This window comes from Methanobrevibacter sp. YE315, assembly GCF_001548675.1.
Classification (GTDB): domain Archaea; phylum Methanobacteriota; class Methanobacteria; order Methanobacteriales; family Methanobacteriaceae; genus Methanocatella.
Genome location: NZ_CP010834.1, coordinates 1,234,082 through 1,254,260 on the forward strand (window position 1 = coordinate 1,234,082; position 20,179 = coordinate 1,254,260).

A 20,179-nucleotide genomic window follows, 5' to 3' on the forward strand; every position below is an offset into this window, starting at 1 on the left:
AAAAGAAAGAATAATTAAGATTATTCTTTAATAGAACGTGCGAGTTCGGCACCTTTTTCAAATGCTTCAGCCAAAACATCCTCATCAGGTACAAACAATACATCCAATGTATCGGTTACGGTGAACCCTGCTTCTTCCAAATCTCTTTGGAGTTTTGCAATAGCTCCACCACCCCATCCTTTGGATGAGAATATCAATGCACTTTTCTCACTGCCGGTTCCTTTGAAGTTTACACAATCCAGCCAGTACATCATGTTACCGATTCTTGGGAACGGCTTGTTCATCATTGTAGGAGCACCTAATGCAATGGCTTTAGAGTCCAAAATATCTGTAATCACATCATCAGGACCGTCTTCCTGCATAAAGTACATTGCAACTTCCACACCTTCGCTCATTATACCTTCAGCGATTTGATATGCTAATTTTTCGGTTGAATGGTGCATGGTGTCAAAAATTACAGTAATCTTGTCTTTGCATACGCCTGAACCCCATTCGGTATATTTTTCTACGATAGGTGCAGGATTTTTCCAGATTTGACCGTGACAGGGTGCAATCATTTTAATCTCATTGATTAAACCAGTTTCGGTTAATTCATTCAATTTCATTCTAAGCATTGGAGAGCCTAAAGTAACAAGGTTTGCATAGTATTTTTGCGCTTCCCTAAGCAAGTATTCTACATTATAGTCTTCATCAAACCTTTTGGAATGAGCTACATGCTGTCCGAATGCATCATTTGAGAATAAGATTCCCTCTTCAGCGAGCAGAGTGAACATGCTATCAGGCCAGTGAAGCATCGGTGCGGATACGAATTTCAAGGTTCTTCCACCGATATCCAATTCGTCGCCGGTTGCTACAGCATTAATTTCCAAATCTGAGAAATTGTGATATTGTGCTTCTAAAAATTTAATACAATTTGCAGAGGCATAAATTTCTGCATCAGGATTATATTTAGCAATAGTTTCTCTTAAAAATGTGGAATGATCCATTTCAGAATGGTTTTGAACAAATACGTCTATTTTGAATTCTTTTCCTTCTTGCTCAAAAGCATCCTTAACTCTTGCATCGAATTGTTCAAACATTCCCCTGTAAACATTATCAATCAATACGGTTTTTTCTTCACCAAATACTAGATATGCATTATAAGTAGTACCTGGAATTCCATATCCATGGAAAGTTCTACTGTGCCAATGGATTACGCCAACCCAATAAACACCATCTGCCATCTTTACAGCTTTTGCTTTCATATTTACTACCTCAAAAATATTTTAAGTTGTATAAATATATATTCTAGGTATTATATAAAATATTATATTTAATATTAAGAGGTTATATTTTGAATAAAAGAATTGATTTACATATGCACAGTTTATTCAGTGACGGAGAATTACTGCCATCCGAACTTGCAAGAAGAGCTTTAAAATTAGACCATGAGGCAATAGCTATTACAGACCATGTTGACTGGTCAAATGTTGATACAATCCCGGCAATTCAAGATGCAATTGACGACATCAATGCAAACTGGGACATTACCGTTGTTTTAGGTGCTGAAGTTACCCATGCTCCATGCGAATCCATTGATGGAATAGCTGCAAGAGCAAAGGAGTTAGGTGCCAAAATTGTTGTAGTGCATGGAGAAACATTGAATGAACCTGTAACCCCTGGAACAAACAGAGCTGCAGTTGAATCAGAAAATGTTGATATATTAGGCCATCCTGGGTTAATAACTGTTGAAGAAGCAGAACTTGCAAAGGAAAATGACATTTATTTAGAGATTTCAGCCCGTAAAGGACATTGCCTTGGAAACGGTCATGTTGCTAACATTGCCCGTGAAGTTGGAAACAAATTGCTTGTCGATACAGACACCCACGCACCAAGTGACCTGATTACATTTGAAAAGTCATATGAAATTGCTTTAGGAGCAGGATTAACTCATGACGAAGCAATGAAGGCTCTTGTTGATAATCCCCGTGAACTTTTAAAAAATAAAGGTATTTTATGAAGGCATCCAAACTTCTAAAAATTATTCGTGAAAACTTAAAGGATTATCCTATTGAATATTTAAGGAATAAAGTTACTGATGAAAGATATAGGGATCCTCTAACCAAACAACTTGCAAAATATAACTCCAGTGTGTATGATGATATCTATAGTGTGGAAATTTCAGAGGATTTTGAAATAAACGATGACATTATAAGAAATATACGTTCTGACATCGGCTTTTATTTTGACAGGTATTCGGGTGGTGATGATGAAAACAAACGATTCACCGAAAACATTTCACTCTACCTGGCACTGATAGCCAAAAGGCCGCTTCATCCATATAGTGAAGATAAAAAGGATGATGTATATTATTTCAATGGGGACTACTACTGCAAAGGCCGCATGAAATATATTCATGATAAAAAGTCACTTTGCAGATATTGCGTATGTAAAACTGTGGGTTTTAGCGGACTGTTCTAGTAAAAAATAATATAGCTACACACATTTTCTCCTAAACAATGGCTTTACAGGTGTTTAAAAGATATATATGTTTATTTAACTATTTTTTCTTGTTTTCAAAAGCAATTTTACAATATCGCACAATTTTTAGTTTAATTAAAAAATTAGTCATTTAAAACATTATATTTTAAGATTAAATCTTTTTCCAATTGATATGAGTCAATTAACTCTAATTTTACTGCTTCATCCATAAGGTCAAATCCTTCACCGTCAAAGAAAGTCTTTGCATTTGCTCCCCCAACAATCATTGGAGCTACACAAATACTTATCTCATCAATTAAACCTGCCTTAATCATTGAAAAGTTTAAGGTAGACCCTCCTTCAAGCATTAGCTTTTCAATTCCTTCCTCATGCAGATAGCTCATTAATGCAACAAGATCAACCCGTTCACTTCCGCTCCAAAAGAATTTCACTCCACGACTTTTGAATGTTTCATATTTTTCAGACTGTTTAAAATCATCCTTATATTCATTTGCACAGGCAATTATGGTTTTTGCATCAGAATTTGTAATTCTGGCATCGATTGGAGTCCTGCATTTGCTGTCAACTACAACACGAACAGGATTATCCTCCGGTTTTGCATCAATCTTATGGACTGTAAGTCTTGGGTCATCAGCAAGTACGGTTCCAATTCCAACCATGATTCCGTCGCATTCTTTTCTTAGCTCATGAACCCTTTCAAGGTCCTTTTTGCCGGAGATATTTGAAGAACCAGTAGCTGTTGCAATCTTACCGTCCAAAGTCATTGCTGCATTCAATATTACATAAGGCCTCATTTGCTCACCTAAATATGATAAAACATTTCTTTTATTTGTAAAAAGTTCATTAATGTTTGGTTTTCAATCATTCCCGGCATCATCAATGCAACAATAATACCGAGCAATCCGAATACTAAACCGATACCCCAGATTATTTTTACCGCATCCTTTTCAGAAATTGGTTTTCTTAAAATCAATCTGATTAATGATTTGAAACCCTGTTCCGGCCTGACCAATTTTCCTTCATCATTTAATTGTGTTGGTTTTTGCTGTTGACGGTTCATAAAACCGGCAGAATAGAATTTTAAAGCTGCATCAATAATATTCGGCATTAAAACAATGAATGCAATCAATTTTACCCTTCCAATAAATGCGATACAAACAATAGCTGCCCCAATAATCAGTGTACCTGTATCTCCAGGGAAGATTTTTGCAGGATATCTGTTATAATACAAGAATGCGATTAATGCACCAAGCATACTCATGGAAATGATTGTTACATCATACTTTCCCAAAATGATACATGCAATTGTCAATGATGCCATTGAAATGACACCCAAACCAGATTCGATTCCGTTTAAACCTGCAAGCATATTTGTCAAGTTAGATCCGATTGATAAAGCTATTGGAATAGTAATCAGATACAATAAACCTACATTCGGAGGTGCTGCCCAAATCAATGGAAGACCTGCCAGGAACAGCAAGAAGAACTTTTCCTTTGAGGATAGGGCAAGCAAATCATCTACGATTCCAATAATACCCACTAACAATATTACAATCAGAACTATACATAATTTAGCTGTCAATATGTCATGCATATATATTCCGGAAAACATTCCAATTATAAAACCAAATAATATTCCAAATCCGCCCATTTCAGCAACAACGGGCCTCCATGACTTGTGAATGTCCTTTCCGACAATGTCAGCATCTTCAAGTTTTTTAATAATTCTGGGCATAGTCAATCTGGTTACAAAAAAAGATAGTAAACCACAGATTAAAGCTATGGCATATAAAGGAAGTTGTGGTAAAATCATCATATTAAATTATATGACACTCATTATTAAAAAAAGTAATTATTTTTTGTTTAAAATATAGTAAACACTTCTAAGTGGCATATCTAATTTCTCAGCTATCTGCTTTGCAGATAATCCTTCACTTTGAAGTCGTTTTACCTCACTGTGATCATGTTTTCTTTTCCTATTATCAAAAGTGGCATCGCTTTTTTTAAGCAGGTAATAAACCCTATTAAGCGTAATGCCCATTTCTTGAGATATTTCTTTTGCAGACAAACCTTCATTAGACAATCTTAAAACTTCAAATTCCGCGCCGTTAGTCTTTGATTTGGCTCCCCAGTTATACTTCTTCTTAACCTTAATATGCAGCTCACTTAATGCATCAATATATGTTGAAGAGGTTCTATCATACACACTGGGAGGGCAGGTGATTTCAACCAGACTAGGATACTTTTCTATTAAATCAACAATCATTGCAGATGTTAACGTTTTTGACATATGAACAGTTGTGACATCTTCATCCATATAATCACTATTTTTTAATTAGTTCTAAAAATCTCTTTGATTTATCGCTTTTCGGATTTTTAATATGGTCAATATGCTTAATTTCCTTTTTTATTCTGGATTCATTAATATTGAATGCATTGCTGATGTTTTCAAGAGGAATATTTGAATTTTCATATATCAAAGCAGCTCCAAGCGCAACATAATTAAATTGAATATTAGAATTTCTAATCTGCTTTTCAAATTGGAATTTCTCATATAAAAGCAAGTCCATTTCAGGAACAGGAATAATCTTGATATCAGTAAAATTATTTAAAGTTTCAATTATGTCAGTATAGTCCATCTGGAATACCTTTCTTTGTTCCCTATCCAATTCAACCCGTATATATGGGAATGGTCCGTTTTCAATTCTGCGTGAATTATTGGAAGTTGTCAGGTAATATCTGAAGATGTCCCAAATTATTAAGGTAGCTGCAATATTTACAAAAGTGTTCTTATAGATATTATCTCTCACTTTCAAATCACGTCTAAGAGACCTTTTCATCTTTCCAAACTTATCAAAGTATCCGAATTTTATAAATTCCTCTTCAATTTTTGATTTTCTCCAAGAATCGATTGCATCCAAATCATATTTGTCAATGTAGTCCGGAGTTTGATTTTCATATTCGGAAATAACCTCAAAATACTTATTTAATCTTTTAAAATCAGTCAAGTTTCTTTTTAATATATCCTCTTTAATGTTTTCAATTATTTCCTCAGCATATCTGACGTAGGCAAGGGCCAGTGCAGTTCTTGCATGCTTATCATCAATTATTGCGGGTTTGGTTCTATTAAGTCTTAAAACTTCAATTCTTACATTGGTACCATATATTCGTCTGACTTCCTCTTCATAGCTGTTAACGAATTCAGAACCTAAAGTAATGTTCTTTCTAATTAGGCGATTATTTTTATCTCTGAATTTTATAACAAGAGAAACAGTATTTACAACACCTTTACGCTCTTGTTTAAGTATGTTCAAAACTTTCTTAAAGGATTCCTTACCATAGCCACACAATTCACTTCTTAAAACCATATAGTTACCGGATAAAGGCAAATAAGGTATAATTTCAACCCTGTATGTAGCTTCCTTTTTGATTTTAAATGTAAATCCTTTACTGCCGCAGCTGCATTTGGATTCCATTTGTTTATATTCATCAATAGTATATTTCTTATAACAGGAATTGCATTTCAAATATCCGAACTGATTCAAATTACCGATAGCTATCTTATGTGAATCAATTGCTGATTTAACCCTATCTAAAATATTTTTCTTGGCATTTGCCTTCATTCTAAAAATCTGATTATGGCGACTGCTTTCTCCAACTTCTTCCACCACCACATCAGAAACGGATTTGGTCCCATATTTATTTAAGGCAGTGAAAGGGGTTGTGTACCCCTGTGCATCCATATCATCCTTTAATTTTTGCAAATGGTTTAGTCTGTCATCTAATTTAAAGTAAAGGCTTTTGAAATTTTCAAAATCTTCAATATTCTCTAAGCTAATCGAATCATTTGAAATTTCTTTCAGATAGCTCTCGGCTCTATTTACCAGGACAGACTCTTGCATTTTAATCTAATCTATTGGATTCTTTCGCCTACTTTCCCGTTTTCATCAGGAGATAACAATGCACCGGATCCACCGGTTGCAAGAATCATACCTTGAGATAAGGTTCCGAATAGTTTTGCCGGTTGCAGGTTAGCTACAACACAAACTTTTCTGTCAACCAATTCTTCTGGAGAGTAGAATTTTGCAAGTCCTGCAACAATTTGTCTTGGTTTTTCTTCGCCGATATCAACCTGGAGTTTTAATAATTTGTCAGATTTTTCTATTTTTTCCGCTTCTAAAACTTGTCCTATTTTAATTACAACTTCATCAAAATCATCAATACTAATTAAATCACTCATATTCTCATCCTCACTACTTTCTTTTAAGTTTTCTTGTAATTTCGCTTTTTCAGCTTCAATCACTTCATCATCAATCTTTTTGAATAAAGGTTTTGCCTTGTTGATTTCATAACCACTTGGAAGGAAAACGCTTGCATCCTTCCACTCTGATAAATCATCAATATTCATTATTTTAGCTATTGCATCAGCTTTGGTTGGTAAATATGGTTTTAATGTGTAGGCTAATGTTTTTGCTAATTGGTTTGATAAATAAAGACAATTTGCCGCCTTTTGCATGTCTTCTTTTACGGCTTTCCATGGCTCTTGATCGTTGAAGTATTTATTTCCTTTTTTGGCTACTTTAAATATTTCAAGCAAACCTTCTCTGAATTCAAATTTAGAGATATATTCACCTGCAATTGCAGGTAACTCTTCAATTGCTTTTTTGAACTCTTCATCTTCAGCTGACGGATTGGCGTATTCAGGGATTTTACTGTCAAAATACTTACGGGTGAATGTAAATGTTCTATGTAGGAAGTTACCAATTACATCAGCTAATTCATCGTTATTTCTTCTTTGGAAATCGTCCCATGAGAAGTCTGAATCCTTATTTAAAGGAGCGTTGATAGTCAAGTAATATCTTAAAAGGTCAGGGTCATAATCTTTTACGAAATCAGCTATCCAAATAACCCAATTCTTACTTGTGGACATTTTTTCTCCTTCAAGAGATAAGAATTCTCCAGCATAAATCATATCTGGCAATTTGCATCCATATGCCTTTAAAAGACCCGGCCAGAATATTGAATGGTGGTAAATGATATCCTTTCCAATGAAATGAACTACAAAGTCATCCCAATACTCTTCCCATTTCTTGCCGGATTGCTCTGACCATTGTGATGCTGATGAGATATAACCTAAGAATGCTTCAATCCAAACGTACAATACTTTACCTTTGGCCTCTTCGAGAGGTACTGGAATACCCCAATCCATATCCCTTGTTAAAATCCAATCGTTTAGTCCATCATTTAACCAGTTGGATGCATAATTTTTAACATTGGCCGGAAGATTTTCATTGTTTTGAATATAATCCTTCAAGTCATCTTCAAAATCAGATAATTTAAATGCATATTGGAAAGTATCTTTAATAACTGGAGTGGTTCCGCAGGTAATGCAATGAGGTTCATCGAGTTCTGTTGGGTCTAGTGCCCTTCCACATTTTTCGCAGTGGTCTCCTCTTGCTTCTGATCCACAAACCGGACATAATCCTTCAACATATCTGTCAGGCAAGAATTTATTACAGTTCGGACAGTATAACTGTTGGATATCCTCTCTGTAGATAAATCCATTATCATACAAATCCTTAAAGAAATTTTTAGCAATTTCATAATGTTTTTCATCAGTAGTTCTTGTAAAATTATCCAATGATATGTTCATTGACTCTACATCTTTTACAATCATATCATGGTATCTCTTTGAAATTTCAATCGGTTTTTTATTTTCCTTATCCGCCTTAACTGCAATTGGAGTTCCATGCTCATCTGTCGCACAAACAAGTAAAACATCATTTCCAACCATACGATTGTACCTTGCATAAATATCTGCAGGCAAATAAGTTGAACGAATGTGTCCTAAATGACATGGCCCATTTGCATAAGGTAATGCACATGAAATAAAAATTTTTGACATTTATATAATCCCCTTATCTTTTTTAAACATGATATAAATATGTAAATTATATATAATAAAGTATTATTTTTAACAGTGTTATAAACATGAAAAATTGAGTTTTGAAAAAAACTTAGTTTTAATAAATTCGGCACCAATCTCAAATAGAATTTCATCAAAACCCCTTCAAAAATATATTACTTCAAACTTTTTTACCATTTATGAATTAATGAGCTATTTTTTAATGCTTGTATGATCAAATTCGATTGCAACATCGTTTATGCTTATTTCTAAAAATGAATTGCTGGAAAAATGCATATAAAAGACTAAATCAAGGTTCAATACTAATACAGCAATATTTAAATAAACTCCATTTAAGATATAAGATTAATGTTGATTAAAACTGAATTCTTCTGAAATTTAAACAAGGATTAATCAACTTAATAACTAAAAAGGAGATAAAATCATGAGAGGTCTTGCAAGAATTGATCAAGATGTAATGGATTGGGTTGAAAAAGACAAACCTGAATGTGGACCATACGATGCAATCGTAAAACCAATTGCGCTTGCACCTTGTACATCTGATGTACATATTGTATGGGGAAATGCATACATGAGCGATGCTCCAAACCGTATTCTCGGACACGAATCAACCGGTATTGTTGAAGAAGTTGGAAGCCATGTAAAAGACTTCAAACCTGGAGACCGAGTAATCGTACCGGCAATTACACCGGACTGGCTTACCGTTCCGGGACAAAAAGGATTCGGTCAACACTGTTACGGTATGGGTACCGGAATGAGCTTCATTACATTTAAGGATGGAACATTTGCTGAACACTATAACGTTAACCAAGCTGACGGTAACTTGGCACACTTGCCAGATAACGTTTCACTTGACCAAGCAGTAATGATATCCGATATGATGACAACCGGTTTTTACGGTGCAGAACTTGCTGAAATCAAACCGGGTGAAACCGTAGCCGTATTTGGTATTGGTCCTGTAGGACTTATGGGTGTAGCAGGAGCACACTTTATGGGTGCATCAAGAATTCTTGCTGTAGGAAGCAGACCAGTGTCAGTGAAAGTCGCAAAAGAATATGGTGCAACTGAAATTGTTGATTATCACGATGGAGACACCGTACAACAAATTATGGACATGACTGACGGTCAAGGTGTAGACAAAGTAGTTGTTGCAGGTGGAAATGCAAACACTGTTGGAGAAGCACTTGAAGTCCTCAAAGTCGGAGGAATATTAGGTAATGTAAACCACTATGATGGTGCAGAATACATTCCGCTACCTGCACTTGCATGGGGAGCAGGACTTGCCGACAAAACAATACGTGGTGGAGTATGTCCAGGTGGACGTGCTAGAATGGAACAACTCGTAAAATTAATTGAATACGGAAGATTTGATTCCAGTAAACTAATTACACACAGATTCACCAAATTCGATGACCTGTATGAAGCTATGATAATCATGAGGGATAAACCACGTGACTTAATCAAACCTGCAGTAATTCTAGGAGAATAAGGCTATAATTCAATTATAGCTTTTTTTTATTTTTTTAAGATGAATATCATCTAACTTTTCTTTTTTTCAAAACCAATACAATACTGATTTTATAAATGAGATACCTATTTAATAGATAAAATAAAAAGTTAAAAACATGACTGAAGTCTCATATATCAACCCATTATCCGATGAAGGAAGAGGAATCATTAGAAATTATGGAGATTTAAATCAGATATTTGATGAAGATGAAACCTTGATTGATATCATTACCCATACAACCAATCAAAAAATATCAGATGATTCCCTGATTCCTAAATCATACCATGACTTGGCTTTAAAACGCATACAATGGGCTATTGAGAAAAAGAACAACAAAAATTTTTCACAATCCGAATTTGAATACCTGACAAATGAGGATTTGTTTGCACAAGATGTTGTGACATTCCATATATTATGCCAAGCTATAGCCATTCAATTCAATACCGGCTCTCGTGAAACAAGACTGTTCATTGAATCACAGGGCACACTTATTTTGGAAAGGCTTGCTAAAATACCTCCAATGACAAGGGCTGAAATAATAGATGAGGTTCTTGATGAGGTAAAAGTTGACGGATCCATAAATTGGAAATCCCTAAAAGAGGTTATAGCAACTAAAAAACTCAAATTGACCGATTTATTAATAAATAACGGGGATATCATACTTCAACAAGATGACTTTTTGGAAAGATTTTCAGACAAATTCCATGACAGAAGCCCTGAAAGAATGTATAACATACTGATTGGGGATAGCGTCAAAGAACAGATTCTTTCAAGACTTATAATGCAGAAGACAGAAGAATACATTCAAAGAATTAAGGAAATGTCTGCAAGAATCGAAATTCACCCAGCAATCCTAAATATTGGTGAAGAACTAAAAGAATTCATTCCAGAAGAAATCAGCAAATATAATCAGTATTACGCCGGCAGTGGAGGAATATACGGCAGCGTTGAAGCTGGAAAATTAAATCCAGATGCATTTCCACCATGCATCAAATCAACAGTCGAAGGAGTGTCTTCAGGTGGGCGTAACGATGCTATCGTGCTTCTTTTAACATCATTTGCATCATATGCAAGATTATATCCAAGAATATTCGCATCCGAAGAAAGCGTAAAAGTGTCTGATATGGATCCCGATTTAACAATCACCGAAAACGAAATCCTGCCTCTGATTTTTGATGCAGCAGACAATTGTACTCCCCCATTATTTGAGGACCAGCCACAGGAAAAAATAAACATCATATCAAAACTAGGCTTTGGAATGCATGAAAAGGTTGACATCAACCACGAAGGCGAAACAAAATGGTATACACCGATGAGCTGTGAGAAAATAAAAATACACTTGCCTAACTTATGCCATCCCGACAAATCCTGCAAAGGAATAAACAATCCGTTATCCTGCTATGGACGCAAAAAATATCAACTTGACAACCAGGCAAAAGAATAATCACATACTGCTTTGAGAAAATTCAAAGGGATTGTGATTTTCATGAATTGCATCATAATACCTATTTAAGATTTTTGATTCCCACATATTATAATTGGCTTGCTCTTCCTTTTCAAAATTATAGGCCAAAAGACCGATTTTTCTTTCATATTCGTCAATGCCTTTCAATTCGCAGAATTCAGTTATTATATCAGGAATATACTCGCAAGGGTCATCGCTGCTGAATTCCAGAAATTCCTCATATTCATTTTTTGAAAAGAATTCTTCTTCACTTATCGGTTCTTCATGAGATTTGATTGTAAACAATTCAATATAAATATTATCGGCAAGCGGAAGCTGGTTTAACTCTATTCCAAGACCATAAACTTTACCGTTTTCCAAATTTAATACAGTATGGCCTGTTCTTATACCAACCACCCAATTATCAAAAGCGGGCTTGACAATCTCTTCAGGTGTCAAGCTTGATAAAACTGTTTTTAAATGTTCCACGCCAATTACTTCAACTACTTCTTCCATGAAGTTATATCTCAAAATAATATTTAATAAAATTATTGAAATGGACAAACGTGCTAAAACATTACCTTGAAAATGCACACTTACCTTAAAAATAAATACTTTAAAAAAGTAATTATTAAACATGTTTTCTAAAGCTAGCCTGAAGGAAAGAAGGCAATATTACCGTGAAGAATGGTCACCCAAAGATTTACCAGATTTCATTGTTAATGATTTAAAGAAAAGAGAATTCGGTTTTGACCATAACGGTAGAGGACCTAACGATAGATATAAAGTATTTAAAGGTCCGGAATCTTTAAGAAAATTCTTAAGATACAAATCTCCTTTTGCAGCATATATCTCTGTAGCATTCTACAATAATCCAAAAAGAAGAGAAGACTGGCTGAAAGCAGAATACATTTTTGATGTGGATGCAAAAGACATTCCTATTAGGTCATGCCAATGTGATGGTGTATGCGAAACTTGTCTCGGTGAAGCTTTAGAAATTGTGAACTCACTAATCGACACGTTGGAATCCGATTTGGGACTAAAAGATATACATCTGGTTTATTCAGGAAGGGGATATCACATCAGGATTCTGGATGAAGAAATGATGACTGCAAACAGTGAGCTCAGGTCTGAAGTTCTGAAATATGCTGCGGGTGCGGAAGTTCCAAAATCCCAATTCATGAATTCTGAAGTATCCAACCAGAGCTTTAACTTTGAACACTTCACCATTCCGGTAGGCTACTCAAAGATATTTACCGACAAAGTCAAATTCAATATACAGCATTTAGTCGGAAATGAAAAGATTGATGGAATTAATACAAAGCTAATGAAGGATATAATTGCTTCAAGACATCACCTGGAAAATAATGATTGGGGCTATTTCAAACGGGACATCGGTCCAAGACGTTATAAGAATCTTGTTGAAGCTATGGCTCGTGTAAATCTGGCAACAATCGATGCGAAAGTTTCAATTGATTTGAAAAGAATTTTAAGACTGCCATCATCACTTCACTCAAAAGTAAGTATGAAATGCATGGAAGTAGAAAACAGAGAAACCTTTGACCCATTTGATAAAGCAGTCCCTAAATTCGTATATGAAAGGAAAGATTCCTAGTATGAATCTTATTTTAAAAAAAAAGTTAAATTTTCAATATAGGCATTTTATATTTATTCAACTGCTTTTTTATCTGATTCTAAGCATATATTAATAATTTTTTGAGAAATAACATCAGGAGCATCATCTGCTGGAATAATATTCCATTCATATGTAGCGACTTTTGTCTTTTCACGTGTCTCCCTAAGTGCATCAATGTTTTCAAACATCTCTTCTGCTTCATTACGTGATTTAATTCTTCTAAGGGATTCTTCAGGAGTTACATCTAAAAAGAACATACAATCGGATTTTGGAAGAACCTTGGAAACAATTTTATAAACAATGCTGTTAATCCCATCTGGAAGATAAGCCACTGCCAATGTATACCTTGAAAAGATTACGATATCAGTTTTTTTATCATAGCAATACATTTGAACTGACCTGATTGCATCCAGACCGTAATAAATGGTTGCTTTGATATGATTAATTTTACCTGTCTTTAAAAGAGCCTGTTTTGATTTTCTGCCAAATTTATTGTCTGAACAGGGATGTGAACGAATAACAACATCTCGCCCTTTATTTTGATACATTTCAGCCAATAATTTAACTTGAGTATCTTTTCCGCATCCATCTAATCCATCAAAAACAACAAACTTCTTCATACCTACACCAATTAATCAATCAATCGGATAAAATTCAGTATACTTGGAGTTTCTTTCAATTGGGTTTCTACCCAAATCCCTTACCATTCTGCTTAAAGTACCAATTGATGCATCGACTCCATCAGGCGCTCCTGAAGCTTCTGACAATTCATCACCACCTAAAGTACCTCCCAAATCATTTGCACCAGCTGTGAGTGATACCTGAGCAAATCTGAAACCCATTTTCACCCAAGACACTTGAATATTAGGTATTAAATCTCTAAACATCAATCTTGAAACGGCATATAGTTTTAAATCCTGTGTTCCGGTGGCACCTAAATCAGATTGGCCTTCCAAAAATATTGGAGAGAATTCGTGCATGAATGTCATTGGGATAAACTCTGTGAAACCATGAGTATCTTCCTGAATTTTACGAATAATGTCCAAATGTTCTACCCTTTCCTCCAAAGTTTCTACGTGCCCATACATAATGGTGGCAGATCCAGGTATTCCAACTTCCTGAGCTGTCTTTACAATGTCAATCCACTCAGCTACACTTACCTTTTCCGGACAAATTATCTCTCTTGACCTGTCTGTCAATATTTCAGCTGCGGTTCCAGGCAAAGTATCAAGACCCGCCTTTTTAAGTATTTCAAAACCTTCTGCAACATCAATTCCGGAAACCAGACAGGCATCCCTGACCATTGTCGGTGAAAATCCATGTATTGCCACATCAGGATGATTGTCTTTCAATAATGTAAGCAGATGTTCATAATAATCAATATCCGCATCTTCAAGCACTCCACCCATCAATGTGAATTCACGGGCACCATTTTCAACAGCCCCCTGTGCCTTTTCCAAAATCTGTTCATCATTTAAAATATAAGCTTCAGGGTCATCGGCATCCTTTCCAAATGCGCAAAAACCACATCTTACCCTACATATATTTGTAAAGTTGATATTACAATTATTAATGAATGTTACGTTGTCTCCAACGATTTTTTGCCTTAAGTAATCCGCAGTTGCTAGTAGAGGGTATAAATCAGCTCCTTTAATATTCATTAAATGATTTGCTTCTTCAACAGTGATTGCTTCATCCAGGGATTTTGTTAAAATCCTTTCTGTTTGAGAAGAAATGGGTAGTTTATCAAACATGATTTTATATTACTTTTAAGTTAAATAAAAAGGTTACTATTAATTAAAATTAAAGTATTAAAATTTACATTAATTAAATTGAATTAAAATGATTTAAATATATTTTTATACTAAATAACATAAATAAAATTATTATTATAATCTAGATGTGATAATATGGATAGTAGTGAAGCTATTTATGATGGGCTTAAGGATGCGGGAATCGACTTTATAGTAAGTGTTCCATGCGTCAATTTATCAAAGATACTAAATATGATTGATGATGATGAGGAGATAATACATGTTCCTGTAACCCGTGAAGAGGAAGGAATAGGAATATGTGCCGGCGCTTATCTTGGAGGTAAAAAGCCGGCCATTCTAATGCAGAATTCCGGGCTTGGAAACTCAATCAATGCATTAAAGTCATTGACTGAACTTTATGAAATGCCGTTGCTCATGATTATGAGCCACAGAGGAACAGAAGGCGAAAGCATTTGCGGACAAGTTCCAATGGGCCAGTCAACACCAAGAATACTTGAAGCTATGGATTTCGAATTTTTCAAACCTGGAAATCCGGAAGGGGCATATGAAGATATTATAGACGGATGGGATTTGTCAGTTGAAGAAGGAAAACCCGTCAGCATACTTTTAGAAATCAAATACTGGTGATAATATGGCAAGAAGGGAAGCGATTGAAGACATAATGAAACACATTGATGATGAATTGGTTGTTTGCAATATTGGATTTCCATCAAGAGAATTGTATGACATACAAGACAGGGATGAAAACTTCTATATGATTGGATCAATGGGCCTTGCTTCATCAATTGGTCTGGGATTGGCTTTAGCAAGACCGGACAAAGACATCGTCGTAATTGACGGTGACGGTTCACTTTTAATGAATATGGGTTCACTTGTAACCGTGTTTGCAAACAATCCACGCAATTTAACATGGATAGTGATAGATAATGGAGCATACGGCTCAACCGGAAATCAGGACACCTATGCTCAATTGCTGGATTTGGTTTCTGTTGGAAAAGGTGTTGGATTTGCAAACAGCGCTGATTTCAAGGACATTAACTTAAAAGAGTTCATAAAAAGTGATGATGCAAGTTTTATTGTATATAATACTGAAGCAGGAAATTCAAAAGCACCTATAATTGATTTGGACCCAGTAACAATTAAAAATAGATTTATGGGCATTCTATAATCATTCATCCAATGTTCAAATTTAAATGTCTAATAAATATTATTAAATTATGATTAAAACAATGTAAAGGAACATAATTGATATATAAAGATTTTTATTAAAATTAAACAATTATACATATGGATGAAAAAGAAATGTATGAAATTCTTGGCTACATCAAAATATCTCCCTACAGAACGGAAACCCTAAAAGCTATAAACAACGAATTGAAAATGCCATCTGAAATAGCAAAGGAAATCAACATAAGCACAAGCCAAGTTTCAGCAGCCCTTTCCGATTTGAAAAAGAAAAACCTAGTAATCTGTGTTAATGAAGAAGTGAGAAAAGGAAGGTTATATAAATGCACAGATTTAGGAAAGGAAATACTTAAAAAAATATAATGAATCTAAGTTCAAAAGTTAGCTACGATTCAGCCTCATCCAATTCAGAAATCTTTTTATCGAATTCTATGAATTTGCGAGCAAGGCCTGAGAAATAAGGAATATATACTTTTGAAAATGTAACCCTTTCAGGATCTTCACCCAATTCTTCAATTCTATCTTTAACCCTTTGGATTTTGCGTTCCACTTCATCATACATCAAATCTCCAGGGAACTCACCGATAAATACACCGTCAGCACCATTATCTAGAGCATATCTGATATGTCTTGGTCTGACCCTATTTACTGAAATGACCTTGATGATATGGATTGATTCAGGATAGGACAACCTGTTTACCCCAATATTGTCCGCGGCAGTATATCCTATATTGTCCAGGAATACCAGAATCATGCGTTCGCCCTCTTGTTTTTTGGAAAGGACACCCTTAATTGTAGACAATATCTTCTCGTCGATATTACCATTGACAGTAATTGCCCTTTGATTGCATCCAATAAGGCATTTTCCACATCCAGTACAGCTCATCGGGTCAATATAAACTTCATCATCCTGTATGCTCATGGATTTATATTTGCATCTGCTGATACATTCACCGCAAAGTATGCATTTTTCCTTATCGATTTCTGCAATGAAGGGCTCGATTTCAACACCGCCGTAGTTATATTCGCTGACCTTTGATGCTGAGGCTATCGCCTGCATAATGGAATCAGTGATGTCTTTCGGGTCATGGGCTGTGCCGCATACGAATATTCCCTGCACATCAGTTGCAACCGGCTTTATCTTTGGATGTGATTCCTTAATAAAACCGTCTTCGGTTGTGCCGAGATTCAGTATTTTAGCAATTTCGCGAGTACCTTCTGACGGTTCCATAGCAGTTGAAAGCACAACCATATCAGCTTCAATTTCAACAAATTCACCTTTTAATGTGTCTTCAGTACGTACAATGAAGTTATCTCCTTTCTTGACTACTTCACCGGGACGGCCTCTTAAAAACCTCACTTCATTTTCTTGGGTATGCTTATAATATTTTTCAAACATTCCAGGGGTTCTAATGTCAGTATAGCAGATTAAAACATCAGTATCAGGATATTTGTGCTTTATGATATTGGCGTTCTTAAGTGCAACAGTACAGCATATCTTGGAACAGTATCTATGGCCGTCAGGCTTTTCATCACGAGATCCGACACATTGTATCATTACAACTCTTTTTGGAACTTCACCATTGGCTTTAAGAAGTTTACCCTTTGTAGGCCCGTTAACTCCAGTAATACGCCCCAATTCAGATTGGGTTATTACATCATCATATCTGTCATATCCGTATTCTGGACGTTTTTCCATGTCAAATAGCTTATGTCCTGTTGCCACAATTATTGAACCGACCTGCAAGAGCATTTTTTCAGGTTTTCCTTTAAGCCTAATGGCTTTCATGCTGCATTGCCTAAAACAATTTCCGCATTTGTCGCAATTATCCATGTCAATTACGTAAGCTTCGGGATATGACTGCCCGAATGGCCTGTAGATGGCCTTTCTCATAGACAGATTATCATTCCAATCATTAGGAACTTCTACTTCACAGACTTCAGCACATTTGCCGCAAGCCATACACCTATCTACATCAACGTACCTTGGAGATTTTTCGACAATTAAGTTATAGGTTCCCGCTCTCCTTTCGGCTTCAATTACCTTTGCATTGGTTATAACTTCAATATTGTCATTCCAAACAATTTCATTAAGTATCGGATTTAAAAGACACATCCCACATTCTTCAGCGATTTTAACAGGTGAGAAAACCTTTCCGATTTTTGCCATGTGCCCTCCAATTGAAGGAGACTGTTCTATAATGGTAACTTTTGTTCCCTGCTTTGCAAGGGATAATGCTGCATTCATTCCTGCGATTCCGCCGCCTATTACAGCAACCTCTTTCGGGGTTTGGCAATATATAGGGTCAACTGCATCAGACTGCTTTACCTTTTCAATGGATGCGTTGATCAATGTAATGGCCTTGTGGGTTGCCTTCTGCTTGTCATCATGTACCCAGGAGCATTGCTCCCTGATATTTGCCATGTCCATCAGATAAGGATTAAGGGGCTTTACATAGTCCTGGAATGTTTTTTCATGACTTATCGGAGAACATGCCGCTACGACAACACGGTCCAAATCATAGTCAAATATTGCATCACGAATTATTTTACGTCCATTTAATGAACATAAGTTTTCAAATTGTCCAATGAATTCAACATCTAGAGAATCCCTTACTTCATCCAAATCAATTACATCTGCAATATTTCCTCCACATTCACATAAAAACACGCCAACTTTTAAATCATCCCTCATTTTTCAACCTCCTTTAAATCCTTGATAATCGAACTTATCGGTACAGTATGTGCTTTCTGACCGATTACTTTATCCAAGTCGCCACCCATAGCCAACGCTATAAATTGTGCTATATTCAGGTGTATTGCCTTGAATTTTCTGCCTTCACGTTCACCTATTAAATGTTGATACCTGTCGAATTGGATATGGCAATTTGGACATAAATGTACTAAAATATCAACATCTTCATCTCCAATTGCGTTCATCTTATCAGCTGTTGCTGTAAATGACAGCTCTGGATTTGAATACCTTTGCCTGAAACCGGTTCCGCATGTTGCACGTTTGTGATCATACCATCCTATTGTTTTGCATCCGCATTCCCCAATCAGCTCATCCATGATATTTGGATCCCTTACACCGCCGATAGTGTCTTCGTAGTGCACTTTACAATAATGGCATCCGTGGTGAGTTGCTATGGTGTAATCACTTAAATCATATTTTATATGCTTTTTAATTTCATCCTTTTTGCCATATAAGATATCTACAACATGAAAAATGTTTTCGGTAGGCTTTAAATCATCTTTTTCATATTTTAAGTGTGATAATCCGTTATCGTCAAATAATTTATTAATATGATTTCTCAAATCATCTTTCTTGTTTAATAATTTTACAGATTTCTTATTGATTGCGTAACAAGTTGCGCACATCATTACAAGATTAGGGCGACCTATTTCGCGTGCGATTTTGAAATTGCGTGCCCCAATAGCTGTAGTATCGATTTGGTCAAAGACATCGGAATAATGGCCCAAACCAGTGCAGCAGGTCTGCTTTTCTGAAATCGCGTAGTCTATTCCTAATTTATCAAAGACAAATTTTGTTGATGCTTCCACACCGGGATATTCAACGCTTACAAGACAGCTTCTAAATAAAAGAATATCTTTATCAGGAATGTTCTTCATAATCTGCCTCCTGAGTATCTCTTATCTTTTCTATTTTATCTTTAAAACCCGTAATCGTTAATATTTTGCTTACTTCATCAATAACTTCCTTTGATGGCATTAACGGAGGGTCCAATTCCAATTCCTTTCTGATTTCATCTAAATTTTGTCTGAAATCCCACCAGCCCGGAACATCACGGTCAATATCTGAGAAGAATATCTCGGGAATTGCACCAATAGCTGCCGTAAAGTAGGAATCTGCAAATCCCATGTATTCATAGAGCTTGTCATAACCTATTTCATTTTTTATTGCAAACTGTTTTAGAATCTGATTTACTTCGCATACGCTGTTTCCTACAGGACATACGCTATGGCAGGTATAGCAGTAAAAACAGTTCCAGATACAATCATCTTCCAAAATTGACATGTCTCCGTCCAATACTCTTTCGATTATCTCACGTGGATTATAGTCACTGTGGCGTGCTGCAGGACATGTTGATGTGCACATTCCACATTGCACACATTTTAAAACCCCATCCTCTTTTGAGTTTTTAACATCTTCAATTATGTCTTCTGCAAAATCAATTGGTGAATCGGTAATCTTTTGCAT

20 protein-coding genes are annotated in these 20,179 nt (G+C 35.5%); 8 read left to right on the forward strand and 12 right to left on the reverse strand.

Annotation, left to right across the window (positions count from 1 at the left end; genetic code table 11):
• Positions 1 to 20: 20 nt before the first annotated feature.
• Positions 21 to 1,244 (reverse strand): FprA family A-type flavoprotein, encoded by a 1,224-nt coding sequence (locus TL18_RS05350; protein ID WP_067042477.1) that lies wholly within the window; start codon positions 1,242 to 1,244, stop codon positions 21 to 23.
• Between the two features lie 89 nt (positions 1,245 to 1,333).
• Here TL18_RS05350 and TL18_RS05355 point away from each other — a divergent pair, with 89 nt between their 5' ends.
• Together TL18_RS05355 and TL18_RS05360 are read left to right on the forward strand one after the other, a co-directional pair.
• Complete coding sequence (locus TL18_RS05355; RefSeq protein ID WP_067042480.1) at positions 1,334 to 1,999, forward strand: histidinol phosphate phosphatase domain-containing protein; 666 nt, start codon at positions 1,334 to 1,336, stop codon at positions 1,997 to 1,999.
• The gene (locus tag TL18_RS05360; protein WP_067042484.1) at positions 1,996 to 2,460 is read left to right on the forward strand and encodes a DUF2115 family protein; all 465 of its coding nucleotides are present in this window, start codon (positions 1,996 to 1,998) and stop codon (positions 2,458 to 2,460) included. Before TL18_RS05355 ends, TL18_RS05360 begins: the two co-directional genes overlap by 4 nt.
• A gap of 143 nt (positions 2,461 to 2,603) precedes the next feature.
• Here TL18_RS05360 and TL18_RS05365 read toward each other — a convergent pair whose 3' ends face one another.
• Genes TL18_RS05365 through metG form a run of 5 tightly spaced genes read right to left on the reverse strand, consistent with a single transcriptional unit; the run spans position 2,604 to position 8,386 of the window.
• Positions 2,604 to 3,275, reverse strand: coding sequence for a 2,5-diamino-6-(ribosylamino)-4(3H)-pyrimidinone 5'-phosphate reductase (locus TL18_RS05365; protein WP_067042489.1), 672 nt, complete (start codon positions 3,273 to 3,275; stop codon positions 2,604 to 2,606).
• Between the two features lie 8 nt (positions 3,276 to 3,283).
• Positions 3,284 to 4,297 (reverse strand): glycosyltransferase 4 family protein, encoded by a 1,014-nt coding sequence (locus TL18_RS05370; protein WP_067042492.1) that lies wholly within the window; start codon positions 4,295 to 4,297, stop codon positions 3,284 to 3,286.
• 36 nt (positions 4,298 to 4,333) lie between these two features.
• Entirely contained in the window at positions 4,334 to 4,798 is a 465-nt protein-coding gene (locus TL18_RS05375) for a hypothetical protein (RefSeq protein WP_067042494.1), read from the reverse strand.
• 7 nt (positions 4,799 to 4,805) lie between these two features.
• Positions 4,806 to 6,383 (reverse strand): DUF530 domain-containing protein, encoded by a 1,578-nt coding sequence (locus tag TL18_RS05380; RefSeq protein WP_067042497.1) that lies wholly within the window; start codon positions 6,381 to 6,383, stop codon positions 4,806 to 4,808.
• Positions 6,384 to 6,394: 11 nt separating this feature from the next.
• Positions 6,395 to 8,386, reverse strand: a complete 1,992-nt coding sequence (gene metG, locus TL18_RS05385) for a methionine--tRNA ligase (protein ID WP_067042500.1) — start codon at positions 8,384 to 8,386, stop codon at positions 6,395 to 6,397.
• A 445-nt stretch (positions 8,387 to 8,831) separates the two neighbouring features.
• Between metG and TL18_RS05390 the strand changes: the two genes are divergently transcribed.
• Together TL18_RS05390 and priL are read left to right on the forward strand one after the other, a co-directional pair.
• Positions 8,832 to 9,896, forward strand: a complete 1,065-nt coding sequence (locus TL18_RS05390) for an NAD(P)-dependent alcohol dehydrogenase (protein ID WP_067042503.1) — start codon at positions 8,832 to 8,834, stop codon at positions 9,894 to 9,896.
• Positions 9,897 to 10,032: 136 nt separating this feature from the next.
• Complete coding sequence (gene priL, locus TL18_RS05395; RefSeq protein WP_067042506.1) at positions 10,033 to 11,361, forward strand: DNA primase large subunit PriL; 1,329 nt, start codon at positions 10,033 to 10,035, stop codon at positions 11,359 to 11,361.
• On the opposite strand, the gene TL18_RS05400 is transcribed toward priL, so the two are convergent.
• Positions 11,362 to 11,877: a hypothetical protein gene (locus TL18_RS05400; protein WP_067042509.1), complete on the reverse strand. Its 516-nt coding sequence runs from the start codon at positions 11,875 to 11,877 to the stop codon at positions 11,362 to 11,364.
• Positions 11,878 to 11,998: 121 nt separating this feature from the next.
• Between TL18_RS05400 and priS the strand changes: the two genes are divergently transcribed.
• Positions 11,999 to 12,976 (forward strand): DNA primase catalytic subunit PriS, encoded by a 978-nt coding sequence (gene priS / locus TL18_RS05405; RefSeq protein WP_067042512.1) that lies wholly within the window; start codon positions 11,999 to 12,001, stop codon positions 12,974 to 12,976.
• A gap of 53 nt (positions 12,977 to 13,029) precedes the next feature.
• Here the strand turns inward: priS and TL18_RS05410 are convergent, their stop codons facing one another.
• Positions 13,030 to 13,617 carry a thymidylate kinase gene (locus TL18_RS05410; protein WP_067042515.1) on the reverse strand — a complete coding sequence of 196 codons (588 nt, stop codon included), beginning with the start codon at positions 13,615 to 13,617 and terminating at the stop codon, positions 13,030 to 13,032.
• 15 nt (positions 13,618 to 13,632) lie between these two features.
• Positions 13,633 to 14,751 carry a 5-amino-6-(D-ribitylamino)uracil--L-tyrosine 4-hydroxyphenyl transferase CofH gene (gene cofH / locus TL18_RS05415; protein WP_067042519.1) on the reverse strand — a complete coding sequence of 373 codons (1,119 nt, stop codon included), beginning with the start codon at positions 14,749 to 14,751 and terminating at the stop codon, positions 13,633 to 13,635.
• A gap of 156 nt (positions 14,752 to 14,907) precedes the next feature.
• On the opposite strand from cofH, the gene comD reads away from it, so the two are divergent.
• The 3 genes from comD (at position 14,908) to TL18_RS05430 (ending at position 16,320) form a co-directional block, all read left to right on the forward strand.
• Positions 14,908 to 15,399, forward strand: a complete 492-nt coding sequence (gene comD / locus TL18_RS05420) for a sulfopyruvate decarboxylase subunit alpha (protein WP_067042522.1) — start codon at positions 14,908 to 14,910, stop codon at positions 15,397 to 15,399.
• A gap of 4 nt (positions 15,400 to 15,403) precedes the next feature.
• Positions 15,404 to 15,940: a sulfopyruvate decarboxylase subunit beta gene (gene comE / locus TL18_RS05425; protein ID WP_067042526.1), complete on the forward strand. Its 537-nt coding sequence runs from the start codon at positions 15,404 to 15,406 to the stop codon at positions 15,938 to 15,940.
• A gap of 119 nt (positions 15,941 to 16,059) precedes the next feature.
• Entirely contained in the window at positions 16,060 to 16,320 is a 261-nt protein-coding gene (locus tag TL18_RS05430) for a winged helix-turn-helix domain-containing protein (RefSeq protein ID WP_067042529.1), read from the forward strand.
• Positions 16,321 to 16,342: 22 nt separating this feature from the next.
• On the opposite strand, the gene hdrA is transcribed toward TL18_RS05430, so the two are convergent.
• From hdrA to hdrC, 3 genes are read right to left on the reverse strand one after another with little or no spacing between them, the layout of a single operon-like run.
• The gene (hdrA, locus tag TL18_RS05435) at positions 16,343 to 18,652 is read right to left on the reverse strand and encodes a ferredoxin:CoB-CoM heterodisulfide reductase subunit HdrA (protein ID WP_067042532.1); all 2,310 of its coding nucleotides are present in this window, start codon (positions 18,650 to 18,652) and stop codon (positions 16,343 to 16,345) included.
• Complete coding sequence (gene hdrB, locus TL18_RS05440; RefSeq protein WP_067042535.1) at positions 18,649 to 19,593, reverse strand: ferredoxin:CoB-CoM heterodisulfide reductase subunit HdrB; 945 nt, start codon at positions 19,591 to 19,593, stop codon at positions 18,649 to 18,651. The genes hdrA and hdrB overlap by 4 nt, the downstream gene beginning before the upstream one ends.
• Positions 19,574 to 20,179, reverse strand: coding sequence for a ferredoxin:CoB-CoM heterodisulfide reductase subunit HdrC (gene hdrC / locus TL18_RS05445; RefSeq protein WP_067042538.1), 606 nt, complete (start codon positions 20,177 to 20,179; stop codon positions 19,574 to 19,576). The genes hdrB and hdrC overlap by 20 nt, the downstream gene beginning before the upstream one ends.